We start from the raw sequence: 26769 nt of genomic DNA, 5'->3' as shown, positions 1-26769 counted from the left end.
CGCTCCTAGCTCGAGTACGCGCTGTTCTCATGCACGTAGTCATGAGTCAGGTCGTTGGTGCGGATGGTCGCGGTGTGCTCCCCCGCGAACAATTCGATGCGCACCTGGGTCTTCCGCGGGGTCAGGTCGCACTCCTCGACGGGGCGGTCCGGGGCACCCGCGTGGCACAGCCGGATCCCGTTGAAGCTGACATCGACCTGGTACGGGTCGAACGCCGCCTCGGTCGTGCCGATGGCTGCCAGCACCCGGCCCCAGTTCGGATCGTTGCCGAAGATCGCGGCCTTGAACAGGTTGTTGCGGGCGACGGATCGGCCGACCTCGGTGGCATCCGCGACACTCGCGGCACCGACGACCTCGATGTCGATGTCGTGGCCCGCACCCTCGGCGTCGGCCTGCAGCTGGACGGCGAGCCCGTCGCACACCGTGGCGAGCGCCTCGGCGAACTCCTCCTCGTCGGGAGTGATGCCGGAGGCGCCGCTCGCGAGCAGGGTCACCTGGTCGTTCGTGGACATGCAGCCGTCGGAGTCGAGGCGGTCGAAGCTGACCGCCGTCGCCCGCCGCAGCGCACGATCGAGCGCCGCACCATCGAGCCGCGCGTCGGTGGTGATCACCACGAGCATCGTCGCGAGGCCCGGAGCCAGCATGCCGGCGCCCTTGGCCATCGCCCCGATGGTCCAGCCGTCCGCGGTGTGCACGGCGGTCTTCTCGACGGAGTCGGTGGTGAGGATCGCGGCGGGGGCGACCGTGTCGTCCGCGCTGAGCGCCGCGACCAGGGTGGGCACGCCGCCGAGGATCTTGTCGCGGAACGCCTGGTCCCCCGTGCCGATGAGCCCGGTCGAGCACACCAGCACGCGCTCCGCGTCGACGTCCGACCCCAGCTCCTCGGCCACGGCCTCTGCGGTGAGTCGGGTGGTCTCGTAACCGAAGTCGCCGGTGAAGCAGTTCGCGCCGCCGGAGTTCAGGATGATCGCGTGCGCCGGCCCCGCCTGGGCGACCTTCCGGCTCCACAGGATCGGATTCGCCTGCGCGCGATTGCTGGTGAAGACCGCCGCGCTCGCTCGCTCGGGCCCGTCATTGACGACGAGTGCGAGATCTGGCTTGCCGGTGCTCTTCAGGCCGACGGCGAGTCCGGCTGAGCGAAATCCCTGAGGGGTCGTGACGGTCACGGTGCTACTCCATTCATGCTGAGTCCGGTGTGCTCGGGGAACCCCAGCGCGATGTTCGCGGACTGGATCGCGGCCCCCGCGGTGCCCTTCGTGAGGTTGTCGAGCGCGGCCACAACGACGACCCGGCCCGCGGCCTCATCGACGGCGAGCCCGATGAGGCAGGTGTTGGCGCCGAGGGTGTCGGCCGTCCGGGGGAACTGCCCCTCGGGAAGCACCTGCACGAACGACTCCGCCGCGTACGCGTCCTCCCAGGCCGCTCGGACCTCCGCAACCGAGGTGCCTGGGACGATGCGGGCCGTCGAGGTCGCGAGGATCCCCCGGCTCATCGGGACGAGCACGGGGGTGAAACTGATCGTGGGGTCCGCGGTGGCCCCGGCGTTGCGGAGCGCCTGCCGGATCTCCGGGATGTGCCGGTGGCTGCCGCCGACGGCGTACGGGTTCGCAGAGCCCATCAGCTCCGCGCCGAGCAGGTGGGTTTTCGCCGCCTTGCCCGCGCCCGACGGCCCGACGGCCAGCACGGTGACGAGATCCTGGGCCTCGATGACCCCGGCCGCGATGCCGGGCGCCAGCGATAGCGCCACGGTCGACGCGTTGCACCCCGGCGCCGCGATGCGGGTCGCGGCGGCGAGCGCCTCGCGCTGGTGGGTCCAGATGGGGGTGCCGTCCGCCGCGCGCTCAGCGATGATGAGCTCCGGCACGCCGTAGGTCCAGGCCTCGTGGAACGCTCCCCCGTAAAAGGCCTCCCAGTCGGCCGGGTCGGTGAGCCGGTGGTCGGCGCCGCAGTCGACGACGAGCCGGACGTCGCGGAGTTCGGCGGTGAGCGCGCCGGACGCACCGTGCGGGAGGGCGAAGAACACCACGTCGTGGCCGTCGAGCACGGCGGGGGTCGTCTCCTGCAGGGTCAGATGCGCCAGCGACCGCAGGTGCGGCTGGGATTCGACGAGGGGTCGGCCGGCGCTCGAGTGGCCGGTGACGGTGCGGATCTCGAACTCCGGGTGCTGCGCGAGCAGGCGCAGCAGCTCTCCCCCGGCGTACCCGGACGCTCCGGCTACGGCGACGCTCGTGGTCATGTGACTCCTCCAGTGCCTCGGATCGCGGCAGCGAGCCGCAACCTCTCTATTCTGGCACCTCGCGTCGAGGCCACGGCCACCCGCCGCGCCTAGCGGTGGGTGAAGTCGGGGTCGCGCTTCTCGACGAAGGCGCGCATGCCCTCCTTCTGGTCCGCCGTCGCGAACGCCGCCGCGAACGACTGCCGCTCGAAGCGCAGCCCCTCCGCGAGCGGCATCTCCTGCGACGCCAGCAGCGCTTCCTTCGCCGCGTACACGGCGGGCAGCGATTTCGAGGCGATGGTCTCCGCGACGGTGCGCGCCTCGTCCAGGAGCTCGTCGGCGGGGACCACACGCGAAACCAGCCCGGAGCGCTCCGCTTCGTCTGCCCGCATCATGCGGCCGGTCAGGATCATCTCGGCGGCCTTGGCCTTGCCGATCGCGCGCGGGAGCCGCTGGGATCCGCCGAAGCCGGGCAGCACCCCGAGGTTGATCTCGGGCTGGCCGAACTTCGCGGTGTCCGCGGCGATGATGATGTCGCACATCATCGCGAGCTCGCACCCCCCGCCGAGCGCGAACCCGGCGACGGCCGCGATGACGGGGGTCCGCATCCGTTCGAAGCCGCCCCAGCTCGGGAACGGGCTTTCGAGGAGCATGTCGCTGTACTCGAGCTCCGCCATCTCCGTGATGTCGGCTCCTGCGGCGAAGGCGCGCTCGGAGCCGGTGATCACGATGGCTCCGATCCCGGGATCCGCGTCGAACGTCAGCGCAGCGTCGATGAGCTCACCGACGAGGGCGGCGTTCAGCGTGTTCAGGGCCTCCGGGCGGTGCAGCGTGATGGTCGCCACGCGCCCCCGGGTCTCGGTGATGATGCTCGTGTACTCGGTCATCGGTGATCCTCTCGTTGCGAATGGCATCGTGAGGCTCCACGACGCTGCGCTCCCACGCTACCGTGCGAGATCACTCCCCGGGCCGCGGTGCCCACGTGCCGCTCGTCGACCCCGCTGTAGGCCGACAGCGGCCGGATCAGCGCGTTCGAGGCCGCCTGCTCCCGCACGTGGGCGGTCCACCCCGTCACTCGCGCCGCGATGAACAGCGGCGTGAAGATCTCGGTGTCGAACCCGAGCAAGTGGTAGGCCGGACCCGACGGGTAGTCGAGGTTCGGGTAGATGCCCTTCCGCTCCACGAACGCGTGCTCGAGCGCGTCGACGAGCGCCGCGAGATCGTCGCGTCCGGATTCATCGAGCAGCACGTCGAGCGCCGCCCGCATCGTGGGCACACGCGAGTCGCCGTTTTTGTAGACCCGGTGCCCGAAGCCCATGATCTTGCGCTTCTCGGCAAACGCCCGGTCGAGCCACGGCCCGACATTGTCGGCCGTGCCGATCTCCGTGAAGTGGTGCATGACGGCCTCGTTCGCGCCGCCGTGGAGCGGCCCCTTCAGCGCCCCGATCGCCCCGACGACGGCCGAGTACAGATCGGAGGTCGTGGACGCGATCACGCGGGCGGTGAAGGTCGACGCGTTGAAGGAGTGCTCGGCGTAGAGCACCATCGAGATCCGGAACACGTCCACCGCGGCGTCCGACGGCAGCTCGCCGAAGGTCATCCAGAGGAAGTTCGCCGAGTAGTCGAGGTCGTCCCGCGGCGGGATCGGTTCGAGCCCGCGGCGGCGGCGCTGCACGGCGGCGACGATGGCGGGGAGCTGGGCGAACAGCGTGACCGAGCGCTGCAGGTCGAGCGCGGGATCGGTCCACCCTCCGGGCCGATGCAGCGTGTCGTCGAAGGTGCCGAGCTGGCTCACGACCGTCCGCACGATGTCCATCGGGTGCGCGGTGACGGGGATCGTCTCGAGCAGGGCGACCGTGCGCGGGTCGAGACCGCGCTGCGCCCGCTCGGTGCGCTCGAGCTCGGCCAGCTGCTCGGGCGTCGGCAGCTCGCCGTGCCACAGCAGGTAGGCGACCGCCTCGAACGACTGCGTCGCGGCGAGCTCCTGCACCGGATACCCGCGGTAGAGCAGGCTGTTCGTCTCGGGGTTGACCTTGGAGATCGCCGTGGTGTCGACGACGACCCCCGCGAGCCCCTTTTTGATGTCCGGATCAGTCATTGCGTGCTCCTTAGCGGTTGACCGTGAGGTTTCGGGTGGAACGCTAGCGTTCCACCGTGAAGTTGAAGACACTCGTGTCGAAGTGGTTGTAGCCCTCGTAGTCGATGAGGTCGTAGAGGTCGGCGCGGTGCTGCATCTCGTCGAGCTTGCTGGTGAGCTGCCCCTCCTCGTTCAGCGTGTCGAGCGCCCGACCGGTCGCCCCCATCGCGATCCGGAGCATCGACACGGGCCAGATCACGATGTTGACCCCGATGTCGGCGAGCTGCTGCGAGGAGAACAGCTCGCTCTTGCCGAACTCCGTCATGTTCGCGAGGATCGGCACGTCGACCGCCGCCCGGATCGCCGCGAACTCGTCGAGCGTGCGCATCGCCTCGGGGAAGATCGCGTCCGCGCCCGCGTCGACCAGCGCCTTCGCGCGGTCCACAGCGGCGATGAGCCCCGCCGGTCCCTCCGCCGTCGCGCGGATGTCCGTGCGCGCCATCAGCAGGAAGTGCTCGTCGCGGCGCGCGTCCGCTGCGGCGCGGATCCGCTGGATCGCCGTGGCCTCGTCGACGACGGTCTTGCCGTCGAGGTGGCCGCAGCGCTTCGGGTTGATCTGATCCTCGATGTGCAGCCCGGCGAGCCCCGCGTCCTCCAGGGTCTGCACGGTGCGCGCGACATTCATCGGCTCGCCGAACCCGGTGTCGGCGTCGACGATCGCCGGCAGTTCGGTCATGCGCGCGATCTGCTGCGAGCGCCCCGCGACCTCGGTCAGCGTCGTGAGCCCGATGTCAGGCAGCCCGAGGTCCGCGGACAGCACGGCTCCGGAGATGTAGACGCCGTCGAAGCCCTTGCGCTCGATGAGGCGGGCGGAGAGCGGATTGAACGCTCCGGGGAAGCGGAGGAGCTCCCCGGTCGCGAGCCGCTCGCGGAACAGGCGGCGCTTCTCGGCGGGTGTTGTTGTTGCGTACAGCATCAGAAGAGTCCCTTCGGGCTCGGCACCGACGCGAGGAGTCCGGGCCGGGCGATGATCGTGAGCTCGCGGACCTCGGCCGCCGACAGCTCGGGCAACCGCTCCACGAGCGCGAGGAATCGCTCGATCTCGGCGGGTTCGAGCACGGGCTCCGCGAGCAGCCGGAACTTCGCGACGTACTGCTCCCGCGCGAACGGCCGGGCGCCCAGCGGATGGGCATCCGCCACCGCGATCTCGTCGACGATCGTGCGGCCGTCGGTGAGGGTGATCTCGACGCGGCCCCCGAAGGCCTTCTCAGCCGGGTCGATCGAGTGGTACCGACGGGTCCACTCCGCATCCTCCGCCGTCGTGACCTTGTGCCACAGCGCGACCGTGTCCGCGCGACCTGCGCGCTCCGGCGTGTACGAGTCGACGTGGTGCCAGCCGCCGTCCTGCAGCGCGACCGCGAAGATGTACGGGATCGAGTGGTCGAGGGTCTCGCGGGTGGCCGCCGGGTCGTACTTCTGCGGGTCGTTCGCTCCGGATCCGATCACGGTGTGCGTGTGGTGGCTCGTGTGGAGCACCACCCGCTCGACGTTGGCGGGGTCGGCGATCTCGGGGTGCTCGCGGTGGAGCTTTCGCGCCAGGTCGATCCACGCCTGAGCCTGGTACTCCGCCGAGTGCTCCTTCGTGTACGAGTCGAGGATCGCGCGCTTCGCCTCGCCCGCGGCGGGCAACGGCACGTCGTAGGCCGCGTCCGGGCCATCGAGCAGCCAGGCGATCACCCCGTCCTCGCCCTCGTAGATGGGGCTCGGCGAGGTCTGCCCGCGCATGGCGCGGTCCACGGCCTCGACCGCCATCTTCCCGGCGAACGCGGGCGCGTACGCCTTCCAAGTCGAGATCTCGCCCTTCCGGCTCTGCCGCGTCGCGGTGGTGGTGTGCAGCCCCTGGGCGACGGCCTGGGAGATCGTCTCGACGTCGAGGCCGAGCAGCGTGCCGATGCCCGCGGCGGCCGAGGGGCCGATGTGGGCGATGTGGTCGATCTTGTGCTGGTGGAGGCAGATCGCGCGCACGAGGTCCATCTGGATCTCGTACCCCGTCGCGATTCCGCGCACGAGCGCGGCACCGTCCGCGCCCACGTGCTGGGCGACGGCGACGAGCGGCGGAATGTTGTCGCCGGGATGCGAGTACTCGGCCGCGAGGAAGGTGTCGTGGTAGTCGAGCTCGCGGACCGCGACGCCGTTCGCCCAGGCGGCCCATTCCGGGCTCGAGAGCTCGGTGGGCGCGCAGCCGAAGACGGTGGCGCCGGATCCGCCGGTGGAGACGGGGTGCGCGAGTGCCTGCGCCCGGGCCGCCACGATCGGCGCCCGCACCAGCGAGGCGGCCGCGACGGCGGCGTTGTCGATGATCCGGTTGATGATCATGTCGACGACATCGGGCTCGACGGCGACCGGGTCGGCGGCGACTTCCGCGATCTTCCAGGCGAGCTGGTCCTCGCGGCGGAGCGTCTCCTCGCTCTTGTACACACGGACGTGGTGGGTGACGGTCATTGCTGTCCTTCCCGGATGGACTCCAGAATCGAGGTGAGCGCGCGATGCAGATGGACGTGGGTGGCGTGAGCCGCGAGATCGGGATCGCCGGCGCCGATCGCGGAGGCGATGAGCGTGTGCTCGGCGACGGACGCCTCGAGGCGATCGTGATGGTCTTGGGCGATCCTGCGGGCCCGCGCCAGATGGGTGCGGACCGAGCGGAGGGCCGCGGTGAGATAGGCGTTGTCGACCGCCGTATCGACGGCCGCATCGAACTCGGCGATGAGCGCGTAATAGGCGTCGATGGACGCGGGGTCTTCGGGGGCGGTTGCGGCGAACCGTGCGGCGAGGCGCACGAAGTTCTCCCGCTCCCCCCGGATCGCCGCCAAGCGCGCCGCGGTCTCCTCGAGTGCACGACGGGTCTCGAACAGGGCGCGAATGTCGTCGACGTCGAAGTCCGACACGACGGTGATCCGGGGCGACTGCTGCACGACGAGCCCATCGGAGACGAGCCGCCCGATCGCCTCGCGGAGCGGGGTCCGGCTCACGCCGAGCCGGGTCGCCTGCTCGACCTCCGCGAGCACGGCGCCCGGCGGCAACGCGCCGCCCTGGATCTCTTCGAGGAGCACGGCGTACGCTCGATCACTCGCGCGCATCTGGCCTCCTCTCGCTTCACGCTTCAGTGTATACACAAAACGAGCACAGTGTCAGATTACCACCGAGTGAGCGCCAGAGTGCATACATGTTGCATCAAAAGCGCCGCGAGGTGAGGCGCACCGGTGGTGCCCCGGACCCTAGAGATCGTCGATGATGATCTTGGTCATCGACAGCATGTGGGCGAATGCATCGGGCCGTCGCATCAACTCGCCCATGTTCTCGGGCACGACCTGCCAGCTCACGCCGAACGGATCCGCGAGCCAGCCGCACTGCTCGGCCTCCGGCACCGCCGACAGCGCCTCCCAGAGCCGGTCGATCTCGGCCTGATCCGCGCAGGCGACCTCGATGGACATGCCGCATCCGAACGGCCAAGCGTCGTCCGCACCGGAGTCCATGGCGGTGAACCACTGGTCGCCGAGCCGGAAGTCGCTGAACATCACGGCCCCCGGGGGTGCGGGACCACGTGTCTCGGGGTACGGCACCCGCATGCCGAGCTCGGCACCCGGGAAGAGCTCGACGTACCGATCGACCGCGTCCGCGGCGAGGTTCTGCGACGGGCCGCTGAAGAGGAGCGACGTCATCACGAACGGCCGCACACCGCGCGATCCGTCCGTCAGCGTGAGCTGCCAGCTCACGCCGTACCGGTCCTCGACCCAGCCGTAGCGTGCGCTGAACGGGTACTCCTGCAGCGGCATCAGGATCCGACCGCCGTCGCTCAGCGACGCCCAGATGGCGTCGAGCTGCGCGCGGGTCGCCACCCCGTCACCCTCGAAGCGCGCGGGATCGAAGGAGAGGGTGAAAGAGATCGAGGGGTTGGGGGCGAACTCGCTCCCCGCGTTGATCAGCACGATCCGGGTCCCCGCGAGATCGACGGCCACCGTGAGCGGCTTCCCGGCGAACTCCTGCTGGAAGTCGAGGAGTCCCTCGTGAGGGTAGGTGGATTCGACCGCGGACGAGGTCTCGGGGAATACCGAAGCATAGAAGCGCCCCGCCTCCTCGGCGTTGCGGTCGCACCAGATATTCGTCACGAAGCGTTGCATGGGGTCTCCCTCGCCCGATCGTGCCCCGAGCGCACCGCTCGCGGCTTGCGATCAGTATCCGCCCGGTTCGCGGATCGCCGCAAGGCCCCGGATCCGCGCTTGCCCTCCGCGCACTCCCCCGCGCACAATGAGAGCACTCGCCCACCCGATGCATCATCGAAGGAGCCGTCATGTCCATTCACCTCAACCCGTACCTGAGTTTCCGCGGCGAGGCCCGCGCGGCGCTGGAGTTCTACCACTCGGTGTTCGGCGGCGACCTGATCCTGAACCGCTACGATTCGATCCCGGGCATGATGGGCGACGGCGACGAGGGCTCGAAGATCATGCACGGGCAGCTCGATACTCCCGACGGACTGACGATCATGGCCGCCGACATGCCCGCGAGCATGGCGGATCAGCCCGGCACCCCGAACGTCGGCGGTTCGGCCTGCATCTGGGGGGAGGACGACGACCGGATCCGCGGGCTGTGGGAGGGCCTCTCCGACGGCGCCGACATCCAGGTGCCGTTCGAACAGGCGCCCTGGGGCGACACCTTCGGCGACCTGCGCGACCGCTTCGGCGTCTCCTGGATGTTCAGCCTCGCCGACGGCGACGGCGCTGCCGACGGAGCGAGTGCCGCCGCCTGACGGATCTTCGCACGCCGAACGCCTCGTATCTCGCCGAGTGCCTCCGAAGTGAGCGCGCAGGTCAGAGGCGCTCGGCGAGAAGGAAGGGGCTCGGTCGAAATCGCTACCGAAGGGGCGGCTCGGCCTGCAGCCACTCCGCGAAGGTCTGGGTCGTGAGCTGCGCTCCGGGCCCCGGCAGGATCGCGCCGGAGCGGATCGCACGGCCGAAGCCGCCGGGGATCGGCACCTCGATCACCCGGCCCGTGGCCCCCGTTCGCGCCCGCCACGCGCGAGTGAGTTCGACCATGCGCTCCTCGCGCGGCCCGGCCAGATCCTCGGCGTCGCCGATCGGGCCGCCCTCCGCGAGCTCCAGCAGTCTCGCCGCGACCGTCGTCGCCGCGAGGGGCTGCGACCGCATCGCGGGGACCACCACGAGCGGGCCGACCCGGGTCGCTACCTGATGCGCGAACTCGAAGAACTGGGCGGCGCGCAGGATGGACCAGGGCACCGGGCCCGCGGCGACGGCGCGCTCCTGCGCGGCTTTCCCGGCGTAGTAGCCGTGGGGCGCCCGGGAGGCCCCGACGATCGACAGCGCCACGTGGTGCGTCACCCCCGCGGCGACCTCGGCGGCGAGCAGGTGTCGCGTGGCGGAGGTGAAGAAGCGTTCCGATCGTCGGGCCGACGTCGTCTGCACCCCCGACGCGTCGATCACCGTATCGACCCCCGTGAGATCGAGCCCGGTCCCCCGCTCGAGATCAACGCCCGTGCTGCGCGAGAGCACTCGGACCTCATGTCCGGCGGCGTCGGCCAGCTCGACGATGCGGCGCCCGACGGCACCCGTTCCTCCGGCGACGGCGATCCTCATGGTGTGCTCCCTGCCTCGCGTGCGTCCCGCTCGTAGCCGACGAGCCACCGCAGCCCGTATCGATCCTGCACCTGCCCGTCGACGGCACCCCAGGGACGTTCCTCGAGCGGGGCGAGCACTCGGCCACCAACAGCGAGCGCGTCGAACCAGCGGTGCAGCGTCGGGGGCTCGGCGGTCCCGAGCAGCGCGAACATGAGCCCGCCTGCGTGCACCGCGTCCTCGTCGGGTCCGGCATCGGCCCCGTAGAGCCGCACGTCGCCGTGCAGCACGCCGTGCGCGATCGCGTCCGGCGGGCCGTCCGCTCGCCCGAACTCCTGGTACGTGGCGAGCGCGAGCTCACCCCCGAAGACGTCCTGATAGAAGCGCATCGCCTCGTCCGCGGTTCCGGGGAAGAGCACGTAGGGGGTGGGCCCGGTCATGGTGCCACTGTAGCGCGCTCCGGGCAGCACCGATCGGCACCGCCCGACGAGCACTAGTCCCGGAGCTTCGCGCCGAAGGCCAGCTCCGCCGCCGCGACACCCGCCAGTCGGGCCTCGCTCGCCTCCTCGGCCTTCAGCGTGCGATCCTCGGCACGGAACCGGAGCGCGAAGGTGAGCGCCTTCTGCCCCTCCGCGACGCCGGACCCCCGGTAGTCGTCGACCACCCGAGCGGTCTCGAGCAGGTCGCCCGCACCCGCCTGGACCACCGCGAGCACATCACCGGCGGGCACCCTGGCGTCCACGACGAGGGTGAGATCCTGCGTCGCCGCCGGGTAGGTCGACAGCGGGAAGGTTTCGGGCTCGCGTGCGGCGATCTCGATGAGGCGCTCGAGGTCGAGCTCGAACGCCGCGACGCGACCGGGCAGGTGGTACGCGGCCACGAGCTCGGGCAGGAGCTCACCGGCGACCCCGACGACCTCGAGGCCGTCGTCGACGCGAACGCTCAGCTCGGCGGTGCGACCCGGGTGGAACGCGCGGTGCTCCCCCTGCTGCACGACGAGTTCGGCGGACACGGCGGAGGCCAGGATCCGCGCGGCATCGAGTGCGTCAGCCCAGTCCGCGGCTCGCGGGGCCTCACCGGGCTGCTTCGCGACGAGGTCGCCGAGCAGCAGCGCGGCGGCGCGGCCAGGCTGCGCGGGGATCGACGCGTCGAGCTCCGCCAGCACGTCAGCCGGGGGCAGTTCCGCGAGCGGCGGCACCGTCGACGTGCCGAGCGCCGCAGAGCCGTCTCCCGGCTCGTAGACCGCGCCGAACTCGACGAGAGCGAGGTCGGTCAGCCCGCGCGACACGTTGCGCTGCGCGGCCGTGACGAGCCCGGGAAGCAGCGAGCGCCGCAGGAACGGCGACTCGCCGTCGAGCGGATTCGCCAGACGGATCGCGGGCACGGTGGTCGCCCGCTCCGCCGGCGCGTCGGGGCTCGAGTCCTCAGCACCCGCACCGAAGTCGTCCAGCTGCGCGCGGGAGACGAACGGGTAGCTCTGCACCTCGTCAAGGCCAGCGGCGGTCGTGATGTTCGCGGCACGCCGACGCAGTCGCTGCAAACGAGAGAGTCCGCGACCCGGAGGCGCGACGGGCAGCACGGAGGGAATGCGGTCGTAGCCGACGATGCGCGCGACCTCCTCGATCAGGTCGGCCGCACGGCTCAGGTCCGAGCGCCAGCTCGGCGGGGTCACCACGAGCTCGCGCTCGTCGCCGTCCACCACGTCGCAGCCGATCATCTCGATGGCGGCGCGCGCCTCTGCGTCGGTGTAGTCGGCGCCCATGAGCCCGTTGACCCGCTCGAGCGGCAGACGGATCTCGGCCGGCTGCCACTCGGCGACGATCTCCGCGCCGAGCGGGTCCGCGGTGCCCCCGGCGAGGTCCACGAGCAGGTCGACCATGCGCTGCGCGGCGGCACGGGCCACGAGCGGATCGACCCCGCGCTCGAAGCGTTTCGACGCCTCGCTCGGCAGCTTGTGCCGACGTGATGTGCGCGCGATCGAGATCGGATCGAACGTCGCCGCCTCGACGAGGATGCCGACGGTGTCGTCGCTCGTCTTCGTCGACTGCCCGCCCATGACCCCGGCGAGTCCGATGACCCCGGACTCATCGGTGATCAGCAGGTCCTCGGGGTGCAGGGTGCGCTCCTGCTCGTCGAGGGTGACGAGCGTCTCCCCCGGCTGCGCACGACGGACGGTGATGCCGCCCTGGAGCTTCGCGAGATCGTAGGCGTGGAGCGGCGAGCCGAGCTCGAGCATCACGTAGTTCGAGATGTCGACGGGCAGCGACAGCGCGCGGATCCCGGCGAGCTGCAGTCGCGTGACCATCCACGGCGGGGTCGGGCGCGTGGCGTCGATCCCGCGCACCACCCGGGCGATGAAGCCGCTGGCGCCGACGCGTCCGCGGATGGGAGCGTCGTCAGTGATCGCGACCGGGAACCCGCTCGCTTTCGCCGGGGTCACCGTCGAGGCGGGGTCGGTGAAGGCGGCTCCGGTGGAGTGCGCGACCTCGCGGGCCACCCCGCGGATCGAGAAGGCGTAGCCGCGATCCGGAGTCACGTTGATCTCGACGGCCGTCTGGTCGAGACCGAGGAGCGCGAGCGCGTCGGTGCCGACCTCCGGCTCGGCGTCGCCCGTGAAGCCGAGCCGCGACAGCACGATGATGCCGTCGTGGTCCTCACCCAGGGTCAGCTCGCGCGCGGAGGCGATCATGCCGTCCGAGACGTGCCCGTAGGTCTTGCGCGCGGCGATGACGAAGTCACCGGGCAGCACGGCACCGGGCAGGGTGACGACCACGCGGTCGCCCGGGCCGAAGTTGTGCGCACCGCAGACGATGCCGCGGACATCCGGACCGCCGTCGGCCGCCGTCTCGCCCTCGGGCGCCACGCGCACCTGGCACCAGTTGATCGTCTTGCCGTTGCTCTGCGGTTCGGGCTCCTGGGAGAGCACCTCCCCGACCACGATCGGACCGGAGACGTCGAAGCGCCGGATCGACTCCTCTTCGAAGCCCACCCGCACGAGGTCGGCGTGCACCTGCTCGGGGGTGACGTCGTCGGGCAGTGCAGCGTACTCGCCGAGCCAGCTCAGGGGAACGCGCATTAGACCAGGCCTCCGAATTGTGCGTTGAAGCGGACGTCGCCTTCAACCATGTCTCTCATGTCATTGATGTCGTGACGGAACTGCAGGGTGCGCTCGATGCCCATGCCGAACGCGAATCCCTGGAACTCGTCGGGATCGATGCCCGCGGCGAGCAGGACCCGCGGGTCGACCATGCCGCACCCGCCCCACTCGACCCAGCGCGCGCCGCCCTTCGCGTTCGGCTGCCAGACGTCCATCTCCGCCGAGGGCTCGGTGAAGGGGAAGAAGTTCGGCCGCAGCCGGATCTTCGCCTCCTCGCCGAACATCTGGCGGGCGAAGTGCTCGAGTGTGCCGCGCAGGTGCGCCATGGTGAGGCCGCGGTCGATCGCGATGCCCTCGATTTGGTGGAACACCGGGGTGTGCGTGGCGTCGAGCTCGTCGGTGCGGTAGACCCGACCGGGCGCGACGACGTAGACGGGCAGCTCGCGCGACAGCAGCGATCGGACCTGCACGGGCGAGGTGTGCGTGCGCAGCAGCAGGTGACGATCCGCGGGATCGACGAAGAAGGTGTCCTGCATCGCGCGTGCGGGGTGGTCGGGATCGAAGCCGAGGGCGTCGAAGTTGAACCACTCGTGCTCGATCTCGGGCCCCTCCGCGATCTCCCAGCCCATGCCGACGAAGATGTCCGCGGCCTCCTCCTGGAGCTGCGCGAGGGGGTGCCGGGATCCCGCGCGGCGGCGCACCGGGGCCTCGGTCACGTCGACCGTCTCGGCGACGAGCCGCAGGGCGGCCTCCTCCGAGGCGAGCGCCGACTCGCGACCGGAGTACGCGCCCTCGATCCGGCCGCGGGCCTGGCCCATGAGCTTTCCCGTCGCAGCCTTCTCGGCCTTCGGCACCGCGCGCATCTGGGCGTTCAGCCGCGCGATCGCGGACGCGTCGCCCGCGTGCTCGGTGCGGGCCGCCTTGAGCGCGGCGACCGAATCCGCGGCTTCGAAGGCCGCGAGCGCGGCGCTCACCGCGGCGTCGACCGCGTCCTGGGTGATGGGGTTGGAACCTTCGTCCACTGCACTCTCTGACACGGGTACTCATCCTATCCTGCAACGCCGGTAGACTGGGAGTCGTGACTTCGCCCGCTCAGCCGATGCCCCGCGCCCTGCGCGTCGCGCGCGGCGGGGTCGGCGCCGGGGTGGCCTCCCTCCTGGCCGCGCTCTCCCACAGCGTCGCGGGTGGGGATATGTCCTGGCTCGCGATCGTGGCGACCACGATCCTCGCGCTGCCCCTGTGCACGGCCCTCGCCGGTCGGGTGGGTTCGCTGTGGCGTCTTTCGGTGGCGGTCGGCGCGGCGCAGTTCCTGTTCCACTGGTCGTTCGCCGGGCTCGGCATCTCCGCCAGTGCGGCCGGGAGCTCGATCCTCGGCGGCGGGGCGGCCATGCCGCACGGCGCCGCGCACAGCGCGCACCACCTGGCGGCGGCGAGCTTCGTCCCGAGCGCGTTCGGCGCCGACGCGACCATGTGGCTGCTGCACGCCGTCGCGGCAGTGCTCACCATCGGACTCCTGCACCGCGGCGAGCGCGCCGCCCTCGCCCTCATCGGGCTCCTGCGCCGCGCTGTGCCGTTCGATGCGCCGACGGCGGGAGCGACCTCGCTCCGCCCGGCCCCGCGGCCGATGGTCGCGGCGACGGCCGGCCGACTCGCGCGACGTCTCTTCTCTCCCGCCGCGATCACGCACCGCGGCCCGCCCTGCGCCGCCTAGCGTCGCCCGAGCGACGCCGCACGCACCCCCTCACTTCTCAGCACCCGCCCGCCGGTGGTCATCCCCGGCGTGCGCGAGGTGCGCCGTCACCGGCGTTCCGCCGGAGAAACTCGGAGACCCCATGTCTCGCACACGCACGAGCCGCCTGACCCGGCTCTCGGCCGCCGCCCTCATCGCGGGCGCGGCCACCTTCGGCATCGCCGCCCCGGCCTTCGCCCACGACGAACTGATCAACACGGAGCTCGTCGCCGGCACCTCCGACGGTGCTGTCGAGGCGATCCGCCTCACCTTCAGCAACAGCATCATCCCGACGGGCACGGAGATCGTCGTCACCGGCCCCGACGGATCCGCAGCGGCCGACGGCGCACCGGTGATCGCCGGCGCCGACGTGACGCAGCCCCTCATCGACGACCTGGCATCGGGCGACTACGACGCCGCCTGGCGTGTCGTGTCGAGCGACGGCCACCCCATCGAGGGGGCATTCGCGTTCGCCGTCGCGACGGACGGCAGCGCCGCGATCGTCGAGGCCGCACCGGCCGAGGACCACGCCGAGGGCGAGGAGCACAGCCACGCGGACGGCGAGGACGCGGATCACACGCACGCGGACGAGGCATCCGAGTCCAGCGGATCCGAGGGCCTGCCCGCCGGCGCCGTCGTCGCCATCATCGTCGCCGCGGTTGTGGCCGCCGGTGGCGCCGTGACCGCTGCGGTCGTCGCGCAGCGCCGTCGCGCGCAGGCGTTGGGAGGGAACGCCTCGGCTGATCCCTCCATCACGGGCACGGACGTGCCCGAAGCGCCGGAATCGACCACCGGGGAGGACCCCCGATGAGCCGGATCACCCGGACCCGCGCCCGTTCCGCTTCCACGCTGCGTCTCGCGGCGCTCGCGCTGACCGCGCCGCTCCTGCTCGCCGGCTGCGCCGGCAGTGCGCCCGATACGGCCACCGCGAGTGCGGCGTCGACCGAGGCGTCCACGTCGACGGTCGCCCTGCAGGACGGCTGGGCGAAGGCGGGCGACGGCATGACCGGTGTCTTCGGCAGCATCGTCAACGACGGCGACACTGACCTCACCCTCGTGAGCGTCGAGAGCCCGGCCGCCGGCATGATCGAGCTCCACGAGACGGTCACCACCGGCGGGGCCGCGACCATGCGCGAGGTCGACGGCGGATTCTCGATCCCCGCGGGCGGCTCGTTCGACCTCGAGCCGGGCGGCAACCACATCATGTTCATGGACATGCCCGAGGCGCTGCTCGCCGGCGACGAGGTGCCGCTGACGCTGACCTTCGACGACGACAGCACCCTCGAGGTCACCGTGCTCGTCAAGGACTTCAGCGGCGCGCAGGAGAACTACGAGGGCGGCGACTCGCACGACTCGATGGACTCGCACGACGGGGCCGACGGACACGGTGCCGACGGAGCCGACGGGCACGAGGCCGACGGGCACTCGCACGATGCCGACGACGCCGGGCACTGAGCCGCGAGTCGAGGCGCGCACCGCGGATCACCCCTCGGCCGAATCGGGCCCCGACGCCCGTTTCGGCCGCCGCGCCCTCCTTACCGGGGGCGCGGCGGGTGCCGGCATCGGTGCCGTGCTCGGCATCGGTGCGGCGCTCGGCATCCCGGCGCTCCGCGACGCGACGAGCGGCGCCGGCGCGGGTGGCTCGGGTGGCTCGGGCAGCACCGGGACGAACGGCGGGGACGGATCAGATCCCACCGTGATCGACGCCGCCGGGTTCGGGGGCGAGTCCCTCCCCTGCCACGGCGCGCACCAGGCGGGAGTGATGACCGCCCCCGTCGCGCACGCCCGGTACGTCGCGTACACGCTGCGACCCGAGTCGGACCGCGCCGCACTCGCGCGTATGTTCCGGATCCTCACCGGTGACATCGAGGGGCTCACCTCCGGGCGCGCACCGCTCGCCGATCCCGAGCCGGAGCTCGCGGCACGACCGTCGAATCTGACGATCACGATCGGGGTCGGACCGGAGCTCGTGCGGCGGATCGACGCGTCGCGCGTCCCCGAGTGGCTCGCACCGCTACCGGCCTTCGAGCGCGATCGCCTGGACGGTCGGCACGACGGCGGGGACCTGCTCGTGCTGCTGCAGGCCGACGATCCGCTGCCGCTCGCGCACGCCGCGCGAATGCTGGAGCGGGACCTGCGGAGCTTCGCCGACGTGCGATGGTCCCAGCAGGGCTTCCGACAGGCACGCGGGGCGGAGCCCAACGGGACGACGATGCGGAACCTCATGGGCCAGGTCGACGGCACCATCAACCCGGCGCCCGTGGACGAGGACTTCGCGTCACTGGTGTGGATCGGCTCGGGAGACGATCGAGGCGATCAGCCGACCTGGGTGCACGGGGGCAGCGCCCTCGTACTACGACGCATCCGCATGCAGCTCGACACCTGGGACATGGTCGACCGCCCGGGTCGCGAGCAGACCATCGGCCGCACGCTCGCCGACGGCAGCCCGCTCACCGGAGGGGACGAGCACACGCCCGTCGACTTCGAGGCGACAAACGCCAATGGCCTGCCGGTGATCCCGAGCTACGCGCACGTGCGTCGGGCGCACTCGACCGATCCGAGTGAGCGCATCTTCCGGCGCAGCACGAACTACGACGAGGGCGGCGAGTCCGGGTTGCTGTTCGCCTGCTACCAGCGCGATCCGCTCGCGCAGTTCGTGCCGATCCAGCGGCGCCTCGATGAGCTCGACCTCTTGAACGAGTGGGTCGAGCACACCGGCTCTGCGGTGTTCGCGATCCTGCCGGGATTCACGCCCGACACCGGGCTGGGCGACACGCTGCTCGCGTAGGGCGCATCCGCAGACCCGGGTGACCTACGAGCGCTGCGCGAAGGCCGTCTCGTAGAGCAGCACACTCGCGGCGGTCGCGAGGTTGAGCGACTCCGCCTCACCGTAGATGGGGAGACGGAGGGACCGGTCGGTGAGCGCCCGATCGGTCTCGCTCAGCCCGTTCGCTTCGTTGCCGAACACCCAGGCGACGGGGCCGCGGAGGATCCCGTCGGCCCGCGCGTCGAGGAGACCGTCACCGCGCACGTCGGCCGCGAGTACGGTGAGCCCGGAGGCGCGGGCGGCCTCGGTCGCCGCGTCGAGCGTCGCGACGGTCGTCACCGGCAGGTGGAACAGCGAGCCGGTGGTCGATCGGACGACCTTGGGGTGGAACGGATCGATGCTCTCCCCCGCGAAGATCACCGCGTCGGCCCCGGCCGCGTCGGCCGCTCGGAGCACGGTGCCGGCGTTGCCCGGGTCGCGGACCTCGTGCAGGATCACCACGAGCGTCGCGTCCGCGAAGACCTCGGAGAGCGGCGTCTGCCAGGTGCGCGCGACCGCCAGCACGCCCTGCGGGGTGACGGTCTCCGCCATGGCCGCGAGCACCTCGGGGGTGACCCGCTCGAGGTCGATCCCGCCGTCGGACGCCAGGCGATCGATCTCGTGCTGCCACGGTTCGGTGCCCATGGTCGCGTAGACGGTGTCGACCAGTCCGGGGCGGTGGACGAGCGCCTCGCGCACGGCCTGCGGCCCCTCCACCAGGAACCGGCCCGTCGCGAGGCGTTCCTTCTTGCGGGCCAGGGCGGCCACGCGCTTGGCACGCGGCGCTTTGGGGTTCTCGATCACCCGTCCACCCTACCGCGCACGAGAACGGCCCCCGGTCCGCAGGAGTGCGGGCCGGGGGCCGTTCGAGAAACCGTGAGGGCTAGGCAGCCTTCGGAGCCGAGGTGTCCTCGGGCAGTGCGCCCTTGGCGACCTCGACGAGTGCCGCGAACGCGGTGGGCTCGTTGGTCGCGAGCTCGGAGAGCATGCGACGGTCGACCTCGACACCCGCGAGCCCGAGGCCCTGGATGAAGCGGTTGTAGGTCAGGCCGTTGGCGCGAGCGCCGGCGTTGATCCGCTGGATCCACAGGCGACGGAAGTCGCCCTTCTTCTTGCGGCGATCGTTGTACGAGTAGACGAGCGAGTGGATGACCTGCTCTTTGGCCTTCCGGTACAGACGCGACCGCTGTCCGCGGTAGCCCTCGGCACGCTCGAGGATAACGCGACGCTTCTTGTGGGCATTGACGGCCCGCTTGACTCTTGCCATTTCAGTTCTTCCTTACAAAAAAGTCGTGAGGTGTTGACGGGCCGTGCTTAGTGACCGAGGAGCTTCATCGCCTGCTTGGCGTCGCCCTTGGCGAGCACCTGCTCGGCGTTCAGGCGGCGCTTGCGCTTCGAGGACTTGACCTCGAGGTTGTGGCGCATGCCGGCCTGCTGCTTCATCAGCTTGCCGGTGCCGGTGAGCTTGAAGCGCTTCTTGGCCCCCGAGTGGGTCTTCTGCTTGGGCATCGATTTCTCCTTGTTGTGTGCGCGCCTGTCGGCTGCATCGTGCGCGGTGCTGCGTGCGCAGCGGCCGCAGTTATTCGCTCGCGGCAGCGGCTGCGTCGGACTCCGCCGACTTGTCCGCCTTGCGAGTGGCCTTCTCCTCGGCGCGACGAGCATTCTGCTCGGCCTTCGCCTCGGACTTGTTCTTGAGGGGTGCGATCACCATGACCATGTTGCGGCCATCGATGCGCGGCGACGACTCGACGGTGCCGTACTCGACGATGTCCTCGGCGAACTGCTGCAGCAGCCGCACGCCCTGCTCCGGACGCGACTGCTCGCGGCCGCGGAAGAGGATCATGGCCTTGACCTTGTCGCCCTGCGACAGGAAGCCGATGGCGCGCTTCGTCTTCGTCTCGTAGTCGTGGGTGTCGATCTTCAGGCGGAAGCGGACCTCCTTGAGGACCGTGTTGGCCTGGTTGCGGCGGGCTTCCTTCGCCTTCTGAGCCGCCTCGTACTTGAACTTCCCGAAGTCCATGATCTTGGCCACGGGAGGCTTCGAGTTCGGGGCAACCTCGACGAGATCAAGATCGGCGTCGGCCGCGAGGCGCAGGGCAGTCTCGATCGGCACCACGCCGACCTGCTCGCCACTGGGTCCTACCAGGCGAACTTCGCTGACGCGGATTCTGTCATTCGTACGGGGATCGCTGATCTCGTGCTCCTCTGATCTCGTGAAACGGCCACTCCCGGCGGGAGCGGCGGGCGGAGATCAGGAACGCACACGTGCGATCTGCACCCTTCCAGCTGCCGCGTGAACGACGGGGTGCCAACTACCCGGTAACCTTAGAGGCGGTGCCGGGTGGGAGAATCTCCACTTCCGCATCTCGACTGGACGCCGAGAACCTCAGCAAGCTTATCACACGAAACACCCGACAGTCAGGACAGCATGACCGAGAACACCGCCGACCACACCGAGCACACAGAGCACGTCGATTCCGCGCAGGCGACGCGCGACATCGCGGACGTCGCTGCGGTCGAGGTCATCACCACGGCAGCGGTCCACCTGCTGAGCGCAGCGGCGGTGAAGGTCGGCCTCGCCGACGATCCCGAATCGCAGACGGACCTCGATGAGGCCCGCAAGCTCATCAACGCACTGGCCGGCCTCATCACGGCCGCGGCCCCCGACATCAGCGACATGCACGCGCGCAGCCTGCGCGACGGGCTCCGCTCCGTGCAGCTCGCATTCCGCGAGGCCTCGCTCATCCCCGACCCGATCGGTCAGGGCCCCGGAGAGAAGTTCACCGGCCCGGTGAACTGACCTCGCCCTTCAGGTTCTTCATGGCGAAGTGGGAGCTCACCTTGCCGACGCCCCGCTCTGCCATGATCTTCCGCGTCAGGAAGTCCTCGTACGCGGCGAGATCGGCCACCGCCACCCGCAGGAAGTAGTCGGGGGTCCCGAACAGCCGCTTGAACTCGACCACCTCGTCGAGCAGCGCCACCTCCCGTTCAAAGTGCTGCACGACGGTCGCCTCCTGGGTGACGAGATCGATGTGCAGGATCACCTCGAAGGAGCGCCCGGTCGCGACCGGGTCGACCTCCGCGTGATACCCGCGGATCACCCCACTCGATTCGAGACGCTGCACCCGCCGCAGGCACGGCCCGGCCGTGAGGCCGACGCGCGCCGCCAGATCGACATTGCTGAGTCGCCCTTCGCGCTCGAGTTCCGCGATAATTGCGCGATCCAGTGCATCCATGTGACTATCTTGCCGGATCCCGCGCAATTCCGGCGAGAAACGCACCCACATTGCGCGGCCCCTGCGTCACACTGAAGAGATGCACGCACCACCTTCCGCCATCACGGACGCGCCGGAGTCTCCGGGCCGCTCGCAGATCGCCGCGGGCCTGCGCGATTCGCTCGGGGTCGGGATCGGGATCTTCCCGCTCGGCATCGCGCTCGGGGTGCTGGTGGTGCAGGCCGGGCTGCCCTGGTGGGTGGCGCCCGCACTCTCCATCGTTGTCTTCGCCGGGTCGGTCGAGCTGCTCATGGTGAGCATGCTCGCCGCGGCGACCCCGATTCTCACGATCGCCGTCACCGTGTTCGCCATCAACTTCCGGCACGTCTTCTACGCGCTCTCGTTCCCCATCGACCGCGTGCGCCGCGGGCTCCCCCGCGCCTATTCCATCTACGCGCTCATCGACGAGGCCTACGCCACGTACGTGCTCATGCCCGCCGCGCAGCTCTCGTCGCGCCGAGTCATCACGGGGCAGTTCGCCATGCAGGCCTACTGGGTGCTCGGCGGGGTCGCGGGCGTGCTCATCGCGGGTGCACTGCCCGAACCGATCGAGGGGTTCGAGTTCGCGCTCGTCGCGCTGTTCGTCGTGATGACGCTCGACGCGGTGCGCAGCGCACGCGAGGTGCCGTCCGCGGTGCTCGCCGGGCTCGCCGTCGGGATCGCGATCGTCGTGGTCCCCGACAACGCGCTCCTCGCCGCCCTCGTACTGTTCACCGTGATGCTCGCGGTGCGCTACGCGCTGTCGCGCCGCGCGAGCTCGGGCTCGGAGACGGACGGGGGCGACCGTGCCTGACGTCGGCACCCTCCTCCTCGCCATCGGGGTCTCGGGCCTCATCACGGTGGCCCTGCGAGCACTGCCCTTCGCGATCCTGAAGCCGCTCCGCAAGTCCCGCTTCGTGCAGGCGCTCGGGCGGTGGATGCCCGCGGGCATCCTGCTGATCCTCGCCGTGGTGATCCTGCGCGGCGAGGCCCTCAGCCGCCCCGGCGACCTGTGGGCGATCGCCGCCGCGACCGCGGTCACGATCGTGGTGCATCTCGTCGGCAAGCGGCGCTCGCTGCTCAGCATCGCGGCCGGGACGACCTGCTACGTGCTGCTGCTCAACCTGCTGTAGGGGCGGCGTGCGGCACCATGCGCATGGAGTCGACCCGATCCGCGATGACGGCGTTCGCCGCGAGGCGCTGCTGCACCGAGGTGAGCAGCGCACCGAGGGCGTCGCGATCGAGCCCGGGAGCGAGCATGAGGTGCACCTCGGTCTCGGGGGCGAGCAGTCGCCCCTCCGGATCTCCCGGGAGGAGGGCGATCGCCTCGACGCGGTCCTCTCCGCCGAGTGCGGAGGCGAAGGCGGCGCGCACGTCGTCGTCCGCCCACGCCGGGATCGCGGGCTCGCCGAGCGCGAGCGCGCGCAGTGCGGGTCGCCGCACCCCGCACTCGCTCTCGGGCGACCCGGCGTCGATGACGATGAGGTCGGTCTCCTCCTGCGCCGCGGCCAGCGCGAGCTGGGGCCCGGGGACGGGGATCGGCCGAGCGTCCGCGTTCCAGGCGCGCATCGCCGCCGTGGAGCTGAACGCCAGCATCACACGCCGCCCGTCGGGGCCGGCGACCGTCACTATGGAGAGCTCCTGGGACTTCTCCACCGTACGCCCTTCAGGGGTGACGCCGACGTCGCCGGCCTCGGCGAGCAGCGGCACGAGCAGTCGACTCGACGCGAGTGCCGCGGGGATCCCGGCCTGCGCCGCCGCGAGCGCGGAGAGCGCCGCGGCCTGCTCCCCCGGCGCGGCGTCGCGGAAGGCGCGCGCCGCCGTGCGGACCGCCGAGACGGCGCGGAGGAGCTGCTGCGGAGCCTCACCCGTGTCGTCGGCGAACGCCGTCTCGTGGTGGTCGAACGTGCGCCCGGCCCACGGGAACCCCGCGGAGTCGACAGCACCGCCCGGCGTCAGGCTCTCCGGAACGCCCGTGGCGCGCGGAGCGTCACCGGTCGAGGGGAGCTTCTTGATGGCCATGGCGCACCCTCGGGGCCTTAGTGCCCCGCCACATCGAGCGCGGCGGGCAGGGTGAACGCACCGTCGTAGAGCGCCTTGCCGATGATGGCGCCCTCGACGCCCAGCGGTACGACCTCGCGGAGCGCCGCGATATCGTCGAGGCTCGAGATGCCGCCGGAGGCCACGACCGGGCGGGCCGTGCGCGCGCAGACCTGGCGCAGGAGGTCGATGTTCGGCCCGCGCAGCGTGCCGTCCTTCGTCACATCCGTCACGACGTAGCGGGGGCACTTCGCGTCTTCGAGTCGCTCGAGCACCTCCCAGAGGTTGCCGCCCTCCTCGGTCCAGCCGCGGGCGGCGAGTGTCTCGCCGCGCACGTCGAGCCCGACTGCGATCTGATCACCGTAGCGGGCGATCACGGAGCGCGTCCACTCGGGGTTCTCCAGTGCGGCGGTGCCGAGGTTCACGCGGCGCGCCCCCATCTCGAGCGCGGCCTCCAGGCTCGCGTCGTCGCGGATCCCGCCCGAGAACTCGATGTGCACACGACTGAACTTCTTGATGATCTTGCGCGCCACACCGACGTTGCTGCCGCGACCGAAGGCGGCGTCGAGGTCCACGAGGTGGATCCACTCCGCGCCCTGCTCGATCCAGTCGGCGGCGGCGTCGACCGGATTGCCGTACCCGGTCTCGGTGCCGGCCTCACCCTGGGTGAGACGGACGGCCGTGCCGTCGACCATGTCGATGGCCGGCAGCAGCTGCAGCTCCGGTCCCTCGGCGAGCTCGCTCATGCGTGTGTTCTCCGTTCAGCGGTGTGCGGGGTGATCGGCGGCGCCGATCCCGTGGTCAAAGCGTCGAGAGCCAGTTGCGCAGGAGCTGGATGCCCGCGTCGCCCGACTTCTCCGGGTGGAACTGGGTGGCCGAGAGCGGGCCGTTCTCGACGGCCGCGACGAAGGGCTCGCCGTGCTCGGCCCAGGTGACGCGCGGGCGCGTCGCCGCGTTCCGGCCCTCGAGCGTCCACTCGGTCGCGGCGTAGCTGTGCACGAAGTAGAAGCGCTCGTCGGCGATGCCCTCGAACAGCACCGAGCCCTCGGGGGGCGACACGGTGTTCCAGCCCATGTGCGGCAGGATCGGCGCGCGCAGTTCGCGCACGGTGCCGGGCCACTGGCCGAGCCCCTCGGTCTCCACGCCGCGCTCGATCCCGCGCTCGAACATCACCTGCTCGCCCACGCAGATGCCGAGCACCGGTCGACCGCCCGCGAGTCGCCGATCGATGAGCTCGTCGCCGCGCACCGCGCGCAGCTGGTGCATCACGGCGTCGAAGGCGCCCACACCGGGCACGAGCAACCCGTCCGCTGCAGCGACGGCGCGCGGGTCCCGGGTCAGCTCGACCTCGGCCCCCGCGTGCACGAGCGCCTTGACCGCGGAGTGCACGTTGCCCGACCCGTAGTCGAGCACCACCACCTGTTTCCGGGGCAGCGTCACAGAGCACCCTTCGTGGACGGCACACCCGCGACGAGCGGGTCGAGCGCCTTGGCCTGGCGGAATGCGCGCGCGAACGCCTTGAACTCGGCCTCCGCGATGTGGTGCGGATCCCGACCCTCGATGAGGCGCACGTGCACGGTGAGCCGCGCGTTCAGCGTCAGCGCTTCGAAGAAGTGCCGCACCATCGACCCCGTGAAGTGGCCGCCGATGAGGTGGAACTCGAAGCCGGCGGGCTCGCCGGAGTGCACGAGGTACGGGCGACCCGAGATGTCGACGACGGCCTGGGCGAGCGCCTCGTCGAGCGGCACGAGCGCATCGCCGTAGCGGGAGATGCCACGTTTGTCGCCGAGCGCGGCGAGCAGCGCCTGGCCGAGCAGGATGCCCGTGTCCTCCACCGTGTGGTGCACGTCGATGTGGGTGTCGCCCTGCGCGCGGACCGTCAGGTCGGTCAGGGAGTGGCGAGCGAACGCGGTGAGCATGTGATCGAAGAACGGAACCCCGGTCTCGATGCTCGACTCCCCCGTGCCGTCGAGGTCGACGCTCAGGCTGATCTGAGATTCGCTCGTCGAACGCTCGAGCGAGGCGGTGCGCGCAGCTGCAGTCATGCCACAATCCTACCGCGAGCGCGGGGTCGGATTCAGCGGGCGCCGCCGGGCCCGAGCGCCGCGACGGCGTCGATCAGGGTCGTCGTCTCCGCTTCGGTGCCCGCGGTGATGCGGAGATGCCCGTCGATGCCGAGATTCCGGATCAGGATGCCCTGGGCGCGCAGCGCCGAGAACGTGGCATCCGGGTTCGCGAATCCGTCGACGAGCAGGAAGTTGGCGCCGGACGGGTGCACCGCGTAGCCGAGTTCGGTGAGCGCGGTCTCCAGACGATCTCGCTGGGCGCGGATGTCGGCGACGGTCGAGAGCATCGTATCGGCGTGCCGGATCGCGGCGGTGGCCGCGGCTTGCGTGAGCGCAGACAGGTGATAGGGCAGGCGGACGAGCCGGAGCGCGTCGACGACCGCGGGATCCGCGGCGAGGTAGCCCACGCGCACGCCCGCGAAGGCGAACGCCTTGCTCATCGTGCGGGAGACGAGCAGCCGCGGGCGGCCCGGCAGGAGCGCGATCGCGGTCTCGGTCTCGGCGTCGAACTCCTGATACGCCTCGTCCACGACGAGGATGCCGTCGAATGCGTCGTAGGCCGCGAGGATCACCTCGCGATCGAGCACGGTGCCGGTCGGGTTGTTCGGGCCGCACAGAATCGCCACACTCGGCTGGTGCTCGCGCAGTGCCGCAGCGACGCCCTCCGGGGTGAGGGCGTACCCATCGGGTCGTGCCACCGGGATCCAGGTGGTGTCGGTGCCGTCCGCGAGCAGCGGGTACATCGAGTAGGTCGGTGTGAAGCTCAGCAGGGACCGTCCCGGGCCACCGAAGGCCTGCAGGATCTGCTGGAGCACCTCGTTCGAGCCGTTCGCCGCCCACACCTGCTCGGGAGTGAGACCGTGGCCGAGATACCCGGCGAGTGCGGCCCGCAGCTCCAGGAACTCACGATCCGGGTATCGGTTCACCCCGCGGACCGCCTCTGCGAGCGCGCGCACGATGTCGTCGACGACCTCGTCGGGAATCGGATGCGTGTTCTCGTTGACGTTCAGGCTGACCGGGACCGGGTCCTGGGGTGCGCCGTAGGGGAGCTTGCCGACGAGGGTGTCGCGGAGGGGAAGATCGTTCAGACTGGTCACGGAACCAGTCTAGAGCTGCGAGCAGGGGGGCTCGACGCACCTCATCATCACCGGGCGACTCCGGCGGTCACCGCCGGCCTCAGAAGGCCGCAGCCTCGAGTTCGCCCGAGAGTTCCTCGCCCGACACCACACCGGCGGCGTCGGAGTAGCGCAGCGGCACCGCGATCGGCTGGCCGGCCTGCACGCCCGAGCCGTCGAGCTGGTTCAGCTGCACGATCTCCGCGACGAGGTCGCGCGGGTCAGCAGAGGGATCGAGTGTCGACGCGAGCGACCAGAGAGAGGCTCCCGGCTGCGCCACGACGTAGTGAAACTCCTGGCCGCCGGCCGAGTTCGAGGCGAGCGCCTGGGGCGCGGCGATGGCGGCCACACACGCAAGGAGACCGGCAACGAGCGCCGTTGCCAGCGCACCGAAGACCATGCGCCCGCGCTTGGTGAGGCGCACGCGCATCGCGGGTGCCGCCTCGTATGCCACGGGGGTGAACTCCGACTGCGAGTCGAGAACCAGTGCGCTCATGGTGGTGTCCTTTCCATCGCGTTCGGGGAGCAATACGCCTACCCGAACATCTGTTTCGAATATATCTTCGATTGCTCGAAACTTCAAGAGCCCATTCGAAGATATGTTTCGTGTTTTCCCGCGACACTCGAACACATGTTTGCCCGTTTTCGAATGCAGCGGATAGGGTTTCGATCAACGGCTTCACTCAACACCCCACCTCCGACATTCACGGTCACCCGCAGAATTCCGGCAGGAAGTCGCCCTC

Annotated in this window: 31 protein-coding genes; 8 read left to right on the top strand and 23 right to left on the bottom strand. The window is 70.7% G+C overall.

The window, feature by feature from the left end:
* Positions 1-5: 5 nt before the first annotated feature.
* From argJ to MUN76_RS00735, 8 genes are all read right to left on the bottom strand, one after another.
* Complete coding sequence (gene argJ / locus MUN76_RS00770; RefSeq protein ID WP_244686294.1) at positions 6-1166, bottom strand: bifunctional glutamate N-acetyltransferase/amino-acid acetyltransferase ArgJ; 1161 nt, start codon at positions 1164-1166, stop codon at positions 6-8.
* A complete protein-coding gene (gene argC / locus MUN76_RS00765) occupies positions 1163-2236 on the bottom strand; it encodes an N-acetyl-gamma-glutamyl-phosphate reductase (protein WP_244686292.1) in 1074 nt (357 codons plus the stop codon). The genes argJ and argC overlap by 4 nt, the downstream gene beginning before the upstream one ends.
* Positions 2237-2325: 89 nt before the next feature.
* Positions 2326-3102 (bottom strand): enoyl-CoA hydratase, encoded by a 777-nt coding sequence (locus MUN76_RS00760; RefSeq protein WP_244686290.1) that lies wholly within the window; start codon positions 3100-3102, stop codon positions 2326-2328.
* Positions 3099-4313, bottom strand: coding sequence for a bifunctional 2-methylcitrate synthase/citrate synthase (locus MUN76_RS00755; RefSeq protein WP_244686288.1), 1215 nt, complete (start codon positions 4311-4313; stop codon positions 3099-3101). Before MUN76_RS00755 ends, MUN76_RS00760 begins: the two co-directional genes overlap by 4 nt.
* A gap of 43 nt (positions 4314-4356) precedes the next feature.
* On the bottom strand, positions 4357-5268 hold the full coding sequence (gene prpB, locus MUN76_RS00750; protein ID WP_244686286.1) for a methylisocitrate lyase: 912 nt from the start codon (positions 5266-5268) through the stop codon (positions 4357-4359).
* Complete coding sequence (locus MUN76_RS00745) at positions 5268-6794, bottom strand: MmgE/PrpD family protein (protein WP_244686284.1); 1527 nt, start codon at positions 6792-6794, stop codon at positions 5268-5270. Before MUN76_RS00745 ends, prpB begins: the two co-directional genes overlap by 1 nt.
* The gene (locus tag MUN76_RS00740) at positions 6791-7429 is read right to left on the bottom strand and encodes a GntR family transcriptional regulator (protein WP_244686282.1); all 639 of its coding nucleotides are present in this window, start codon (positions 7427-7429) and stop codon (positions 6791-6793) included. Before MUN76_RS00740 ends, MUN76_RS00745 begins: the two co-directional genes overlap by 4 nt.
* A 138-nt stretch (positions 7430-7567) precedes the next feature.
* Complete coding sequence (locus MUN76_RS00735; RefSeq protein WP_244686280.1) at positions 7568-8470, bottom strand: VOC family protein; 903 nt, start codon at positions 8468-8470, stop codon at positions 7568-7570.
* A 170-nt stretch (positions 8471-8640) separates the two neighbouring features.
* Between MUN76_RS00735 and MUN76_RS00730 the strand changes: the two genes are divergently transcribed.
* Entirely contained in the window at positions 8641-9096 is a 456-nt protein-coding gene (locus tag MUN76_RS00730) for a VOC family protein (RefSeq protein WP_244686278.1), read from the top strand.
* A gap of 103 nt (positions 9097-9199) precedes the next feature.
* Here the strand turns inward: MUN76_RS00730 and MUN76_RS00725 are convergent, their stop codons facing one another.
* Genes MUN76_RS00725 through pheS form a run of 4 tightly spaced genes read right to left on the bottom strand, consistent with a single transcriptional unit; the run spans position 9200 to position 14053 of the window.
* Positions 9200-9940, bottom strand: coding sequence for an SDR family oxidoreductase (locus tag MUN76_RS00725; protein ID WP_244686276.1), 741 nt, complete (start codon positions 9938-9940; stop codon positions 9200-9202).
* Positions 9937-10359: a VOC family protein gene (locus tag MUN76_RS00720; RefSeq protein WP_244686274.1), complete on the bottom strand. Its 423-nt coding sequence runs from the start codon at positions 10357-10359 to the stop codon at positions 9937-9939. Before MUN76_RS00720 ends, MUN76_RS00725 begins: the two co-directional genes overlap by 4 nt.
* 53 nt (positions 10360-10412) lie before the next feature.
* Positions 10413-12995, bottom strand: coding sequence for a phenylalanine--tRNA ligase subunit beta (gene pheT / locus MUN76_RS00715; RefSeq protein WP_244686272.1), 2583 nt, complete (start codon positions 12993-12995; stop codon positions 10413-10415).
* Positions 12995-14053, bottom strand: coding sequence for a phenylalanine--tRNA ligase subunit alpha (pheS, locus tag MUN76_RS00710; protein ID WP_244686270.1), 1059 nt, complete (start codon positions 14051-14053; stop codon positions 12995-12997). The genes pheT and pheS overlap by 1 nt, the downstream gene beginning before the upstream one ends.
* Before the next feature lie 41 nt (positions 14054-14094).
* Between pheS and MUN76_RS00705 the strand changes: the two genes are divergently transcribed.
* From MUN76_RS00705 to MUN76_RS00690, 4 genes are all read left to right on the top strand, one after another.
* Positions 14095-14727: a hypothetical protein gene (locus MUN76_RS00705; protein ID WP_244686268.1), complete on the top strand. Its 633-nt coding sequence runs from the start codon at positions 14095-14097 to the stop codon at positions 14725-14727.
* 121 nt (positions 14728-14848) lie between these two features.
* Complete coding sequence (locus MUN76_RS00700) at positions 14849-15556, top strand: copper resistance CopC family protein (protein ID WP_244686267.1); 708 nt, start codon at positions 14849-14851, stop codon at positions 15554-15556.
* The gene (locus MUN76_RS00695; RefSeq protein WP_244686265.1) at positions 15553-16200 is read left to right on the top strand and encodes a copper chaperone PCu(A)C; all 648 of its coding nucleotides are present in this window, start codon (positions 15553-15555) and stop codon (positions 16198-16200) included. Before MUN76_RS00700 ends, MUN76_RS00695 begins: the two co-directional genes overlap by 4 nt.
* Complete coding sequence (locus MUN76_RS00690) at positions 16178-17533, top strand: Dyp-type peroxidase (RefSeq protein ID WP_244686263.1); 1356 nt, start codon at positions 16178-16180, stop codon at positions 17531-17533. Before MUN76_RS00695 ends, MUN76_RS00690 begins: the two co-directional genes overlap by 23 nt.
* Before the next feature lie 24 nt (positions 17534-17557).
* Here MUN76_RS00690 and MUN76_RS00685 read toward each other — a convergent pair whose 3' ends face one another.
* The 4 genes from MUN76_RS00685 to infC form a co-directional block, all read right to left on the bottom strand.
* Positions 17558-18355 carry a TrmH family RNA methyltransferase gene (locus MUN76_RS00685; protein WP_244686261.1) on the bottom strand — a complete coding sequence of 266 codons (798 nt, stop codon included), beginning with the start codon at positions 18353-18355 and terminating at the stop codon, positions 17558-17560.
* Between the two features lie 79 nt (positions 18356-18434).
* Positions 18435-18818: a 50S ribosomal protein L20 gene (gene rplT, locus MUN76_RS00680; protein ID WP_244686259.1), complete on the bottom strand. Its 384-nt coding sequence runs from the start codon at positions 18816-18818 to the stop codon at positions 18435-18437.
* Positions 18819-18865: 47 nt separating this feature from the next.
* Positions 18866-19060 (bottom strand): 50S ribosomal protein L35, encoded by a 195-nt coding sequence (rpmI, locus tag MUN76_RS00675; protein WP_244686257.1) that lies wholly within the window; start codon positions 19058-19060, stop codon positions 18866-18868.
* Positions 19061-19130: 70 nt separating this feature from the next.
* Positions 19131-19745 (bottom strand): translation initiation factor IF-3, encoded by a 615-nt coding sequence (infC, locus tag MUN76_RS00670; protein WP_244688587.1) that lies wholly within the window; start codon positions 19743-19745, stop codon positions 19131-19133.
* A gap of 234 nt (positions 19746-19979) precedes the next feature.
* Here infC and MUN76_RS00665 point away from each other — a divergent pair, with 234 nt between their 5' ends.
* Complete coding sequence (locus MUN76_RS00665) at positions 19980-20351, top strand: DUF1844 domain-containing protein (RefSeq protein WP_244686255.1); 372 nt, start codon at positions 19980-19982, stop codon at positions 20349-20351.
* Here MUN76_RS00665 and MUN76_RS00660 read toward each other — a convergent pair.
* Positions 20332-20787, bottom strand: a complete 456-nt coding sequence (locus MUN76_RS00660) for an Lrp/AsnC family transcriptional regulator (RefSeq protein WP_244686253.1) — start codon at positions 20785-20787, stop codon at positions 20332-20334. The genes MUN76_RS00665 and MUN76_RS00660 overlap by 20 nt on opposite strands.
* Before the next feature lie 79 nt (positions 20788-20866).
* Here MUN76_RS00660 and MUN76_RS00655 point away from each other — a divergent pair, with 79 nt between their 5' ends.
* Together MUN76_RS00655 and MUN76_RS00650 are read left to right on the top strand one after the other, a co-directional pair.
* On the top strand, positions 20867-21619 hold the full coding sequence (locus MUN76_RS00655; RefSeq protein WP_244686252.1) for an AzlC family ABC transporter permease: 753 nt from the start codon (positions 20867-20869) through the stop codon (positions 21617-21619).
* Entirely contained in the window at positions 21612-21938 is a 327-nt protein-coding gene (locus MUN76_RS00650) for a branched-chain amino acid transporter permease (RefSeq protein WP_244686250.1), read from the top strand. The genes MUN76_RS00655 and MUN76_RS00650 overlap by 8 nt, the downstream gene beginning before the upstream one ends.
* Here the strand turns inward: MUN76_RS00650 and MUN76_RS00645 are convergent.
* The 6 genes from MUN76_RS00645 to MUN76_RS00620 form a co-directional block, all read right to left on the bottom strand.
* Complete coding sequence (locus tag MUN76_RS00645; RefSeq protein ID WP_244686248.1) at positions 21925-22827, bottom strand: SseB family protein; 903 nt, start codon at positions 22825-22827, stop codon at positions 21925-21927. The two genes, MUN76_RS00650 and MUN76_RS00645, sit on opposite strands and share 14 nt — an antisense overlap.
* 17 nt (positions 22828-22844) lie before the next feature.
* Complete coding sequence (gene priA, locus MUN76_RS00640; protein ID WP_244686246.1) at positions 22845-23591, bottom strand: bifunctional 1-(5-phosphoribosyl)-5-((5-phosphoribosylamino)methylideneamino)imidazole-4-carboxamide isomerase/phosphoribosylanthranilate isomerase PriA; 747 nt, start codon at positions 23589-23591, stop codon at positions 22845-22847.
* Between the two features lie 55 nt (positions 23592-23646).
* The gene (hisH, locus tag MUN76_RS00635; RefSeq protein WP_244688585.1) at positions 23647-24279 is read right to left on the bottom strand and encodes an imidazole glycerol phosphate synthase subunit HisH; all 633 of its coding nucleotides are present in this window, start codon (positions 24277-24279) and stop codon (positions 23647-23649) included.
* Between the two features lie 2 nt (positions 24280-24281).
* A complete protein-coding gene (gene hisB / locus MUN76_RS00630; RefSeq protein ID WP_244686244.1) occupies positions 24282-24890 on the bottom strand; it encodes an imidazoleglycerol-phosphate dehydratase HisB in 609 nt (202 codons plus the stop codon).
* A 32-nt stretch (positions 24891-24922) separates the two neighbouring features.
* Positions 24923-26008 (bottom strand): histidinol-phosphate transaminase, encoded by a 1086-nt coding sequence (locus MUN76_RS00625; protein ID WP_244686242.1) that lies wholly within the window; start codon positions 26006-26008, stop codon positions 24923-24925.
* Between the two features lie 79 nt (positions 26009-26087).
* Positions 26088-26522 (bottom strand): LysM peptidoglycan-binding domain-containing protein, encoded by a 435-nt coding sequence (locus MUN76_RS00620; protein WP_244686240.1) that lies wholly within the window; start codon positions 26520-26522, stop codon positions 26088-26090.
* Between the last annotated feature and the right edge of the window lie 247 nt (positions 26523-26769).

Source organism: Leucobacter rhizosphaerae (genome assembly GCF_022919175.1).
Classification (GTDB): Bacteria; Actinomycetota; Actinomycetes; order Actinomycetales; family Microbacteriaceae; genus Leucobacter; species Leucobacter rhizosphaerae.
The sequence above is the reverse complement of the archived record's forward strand: the minus strand, read 5'-3'. Positions and strand labels throughout refer to the sequence as shown.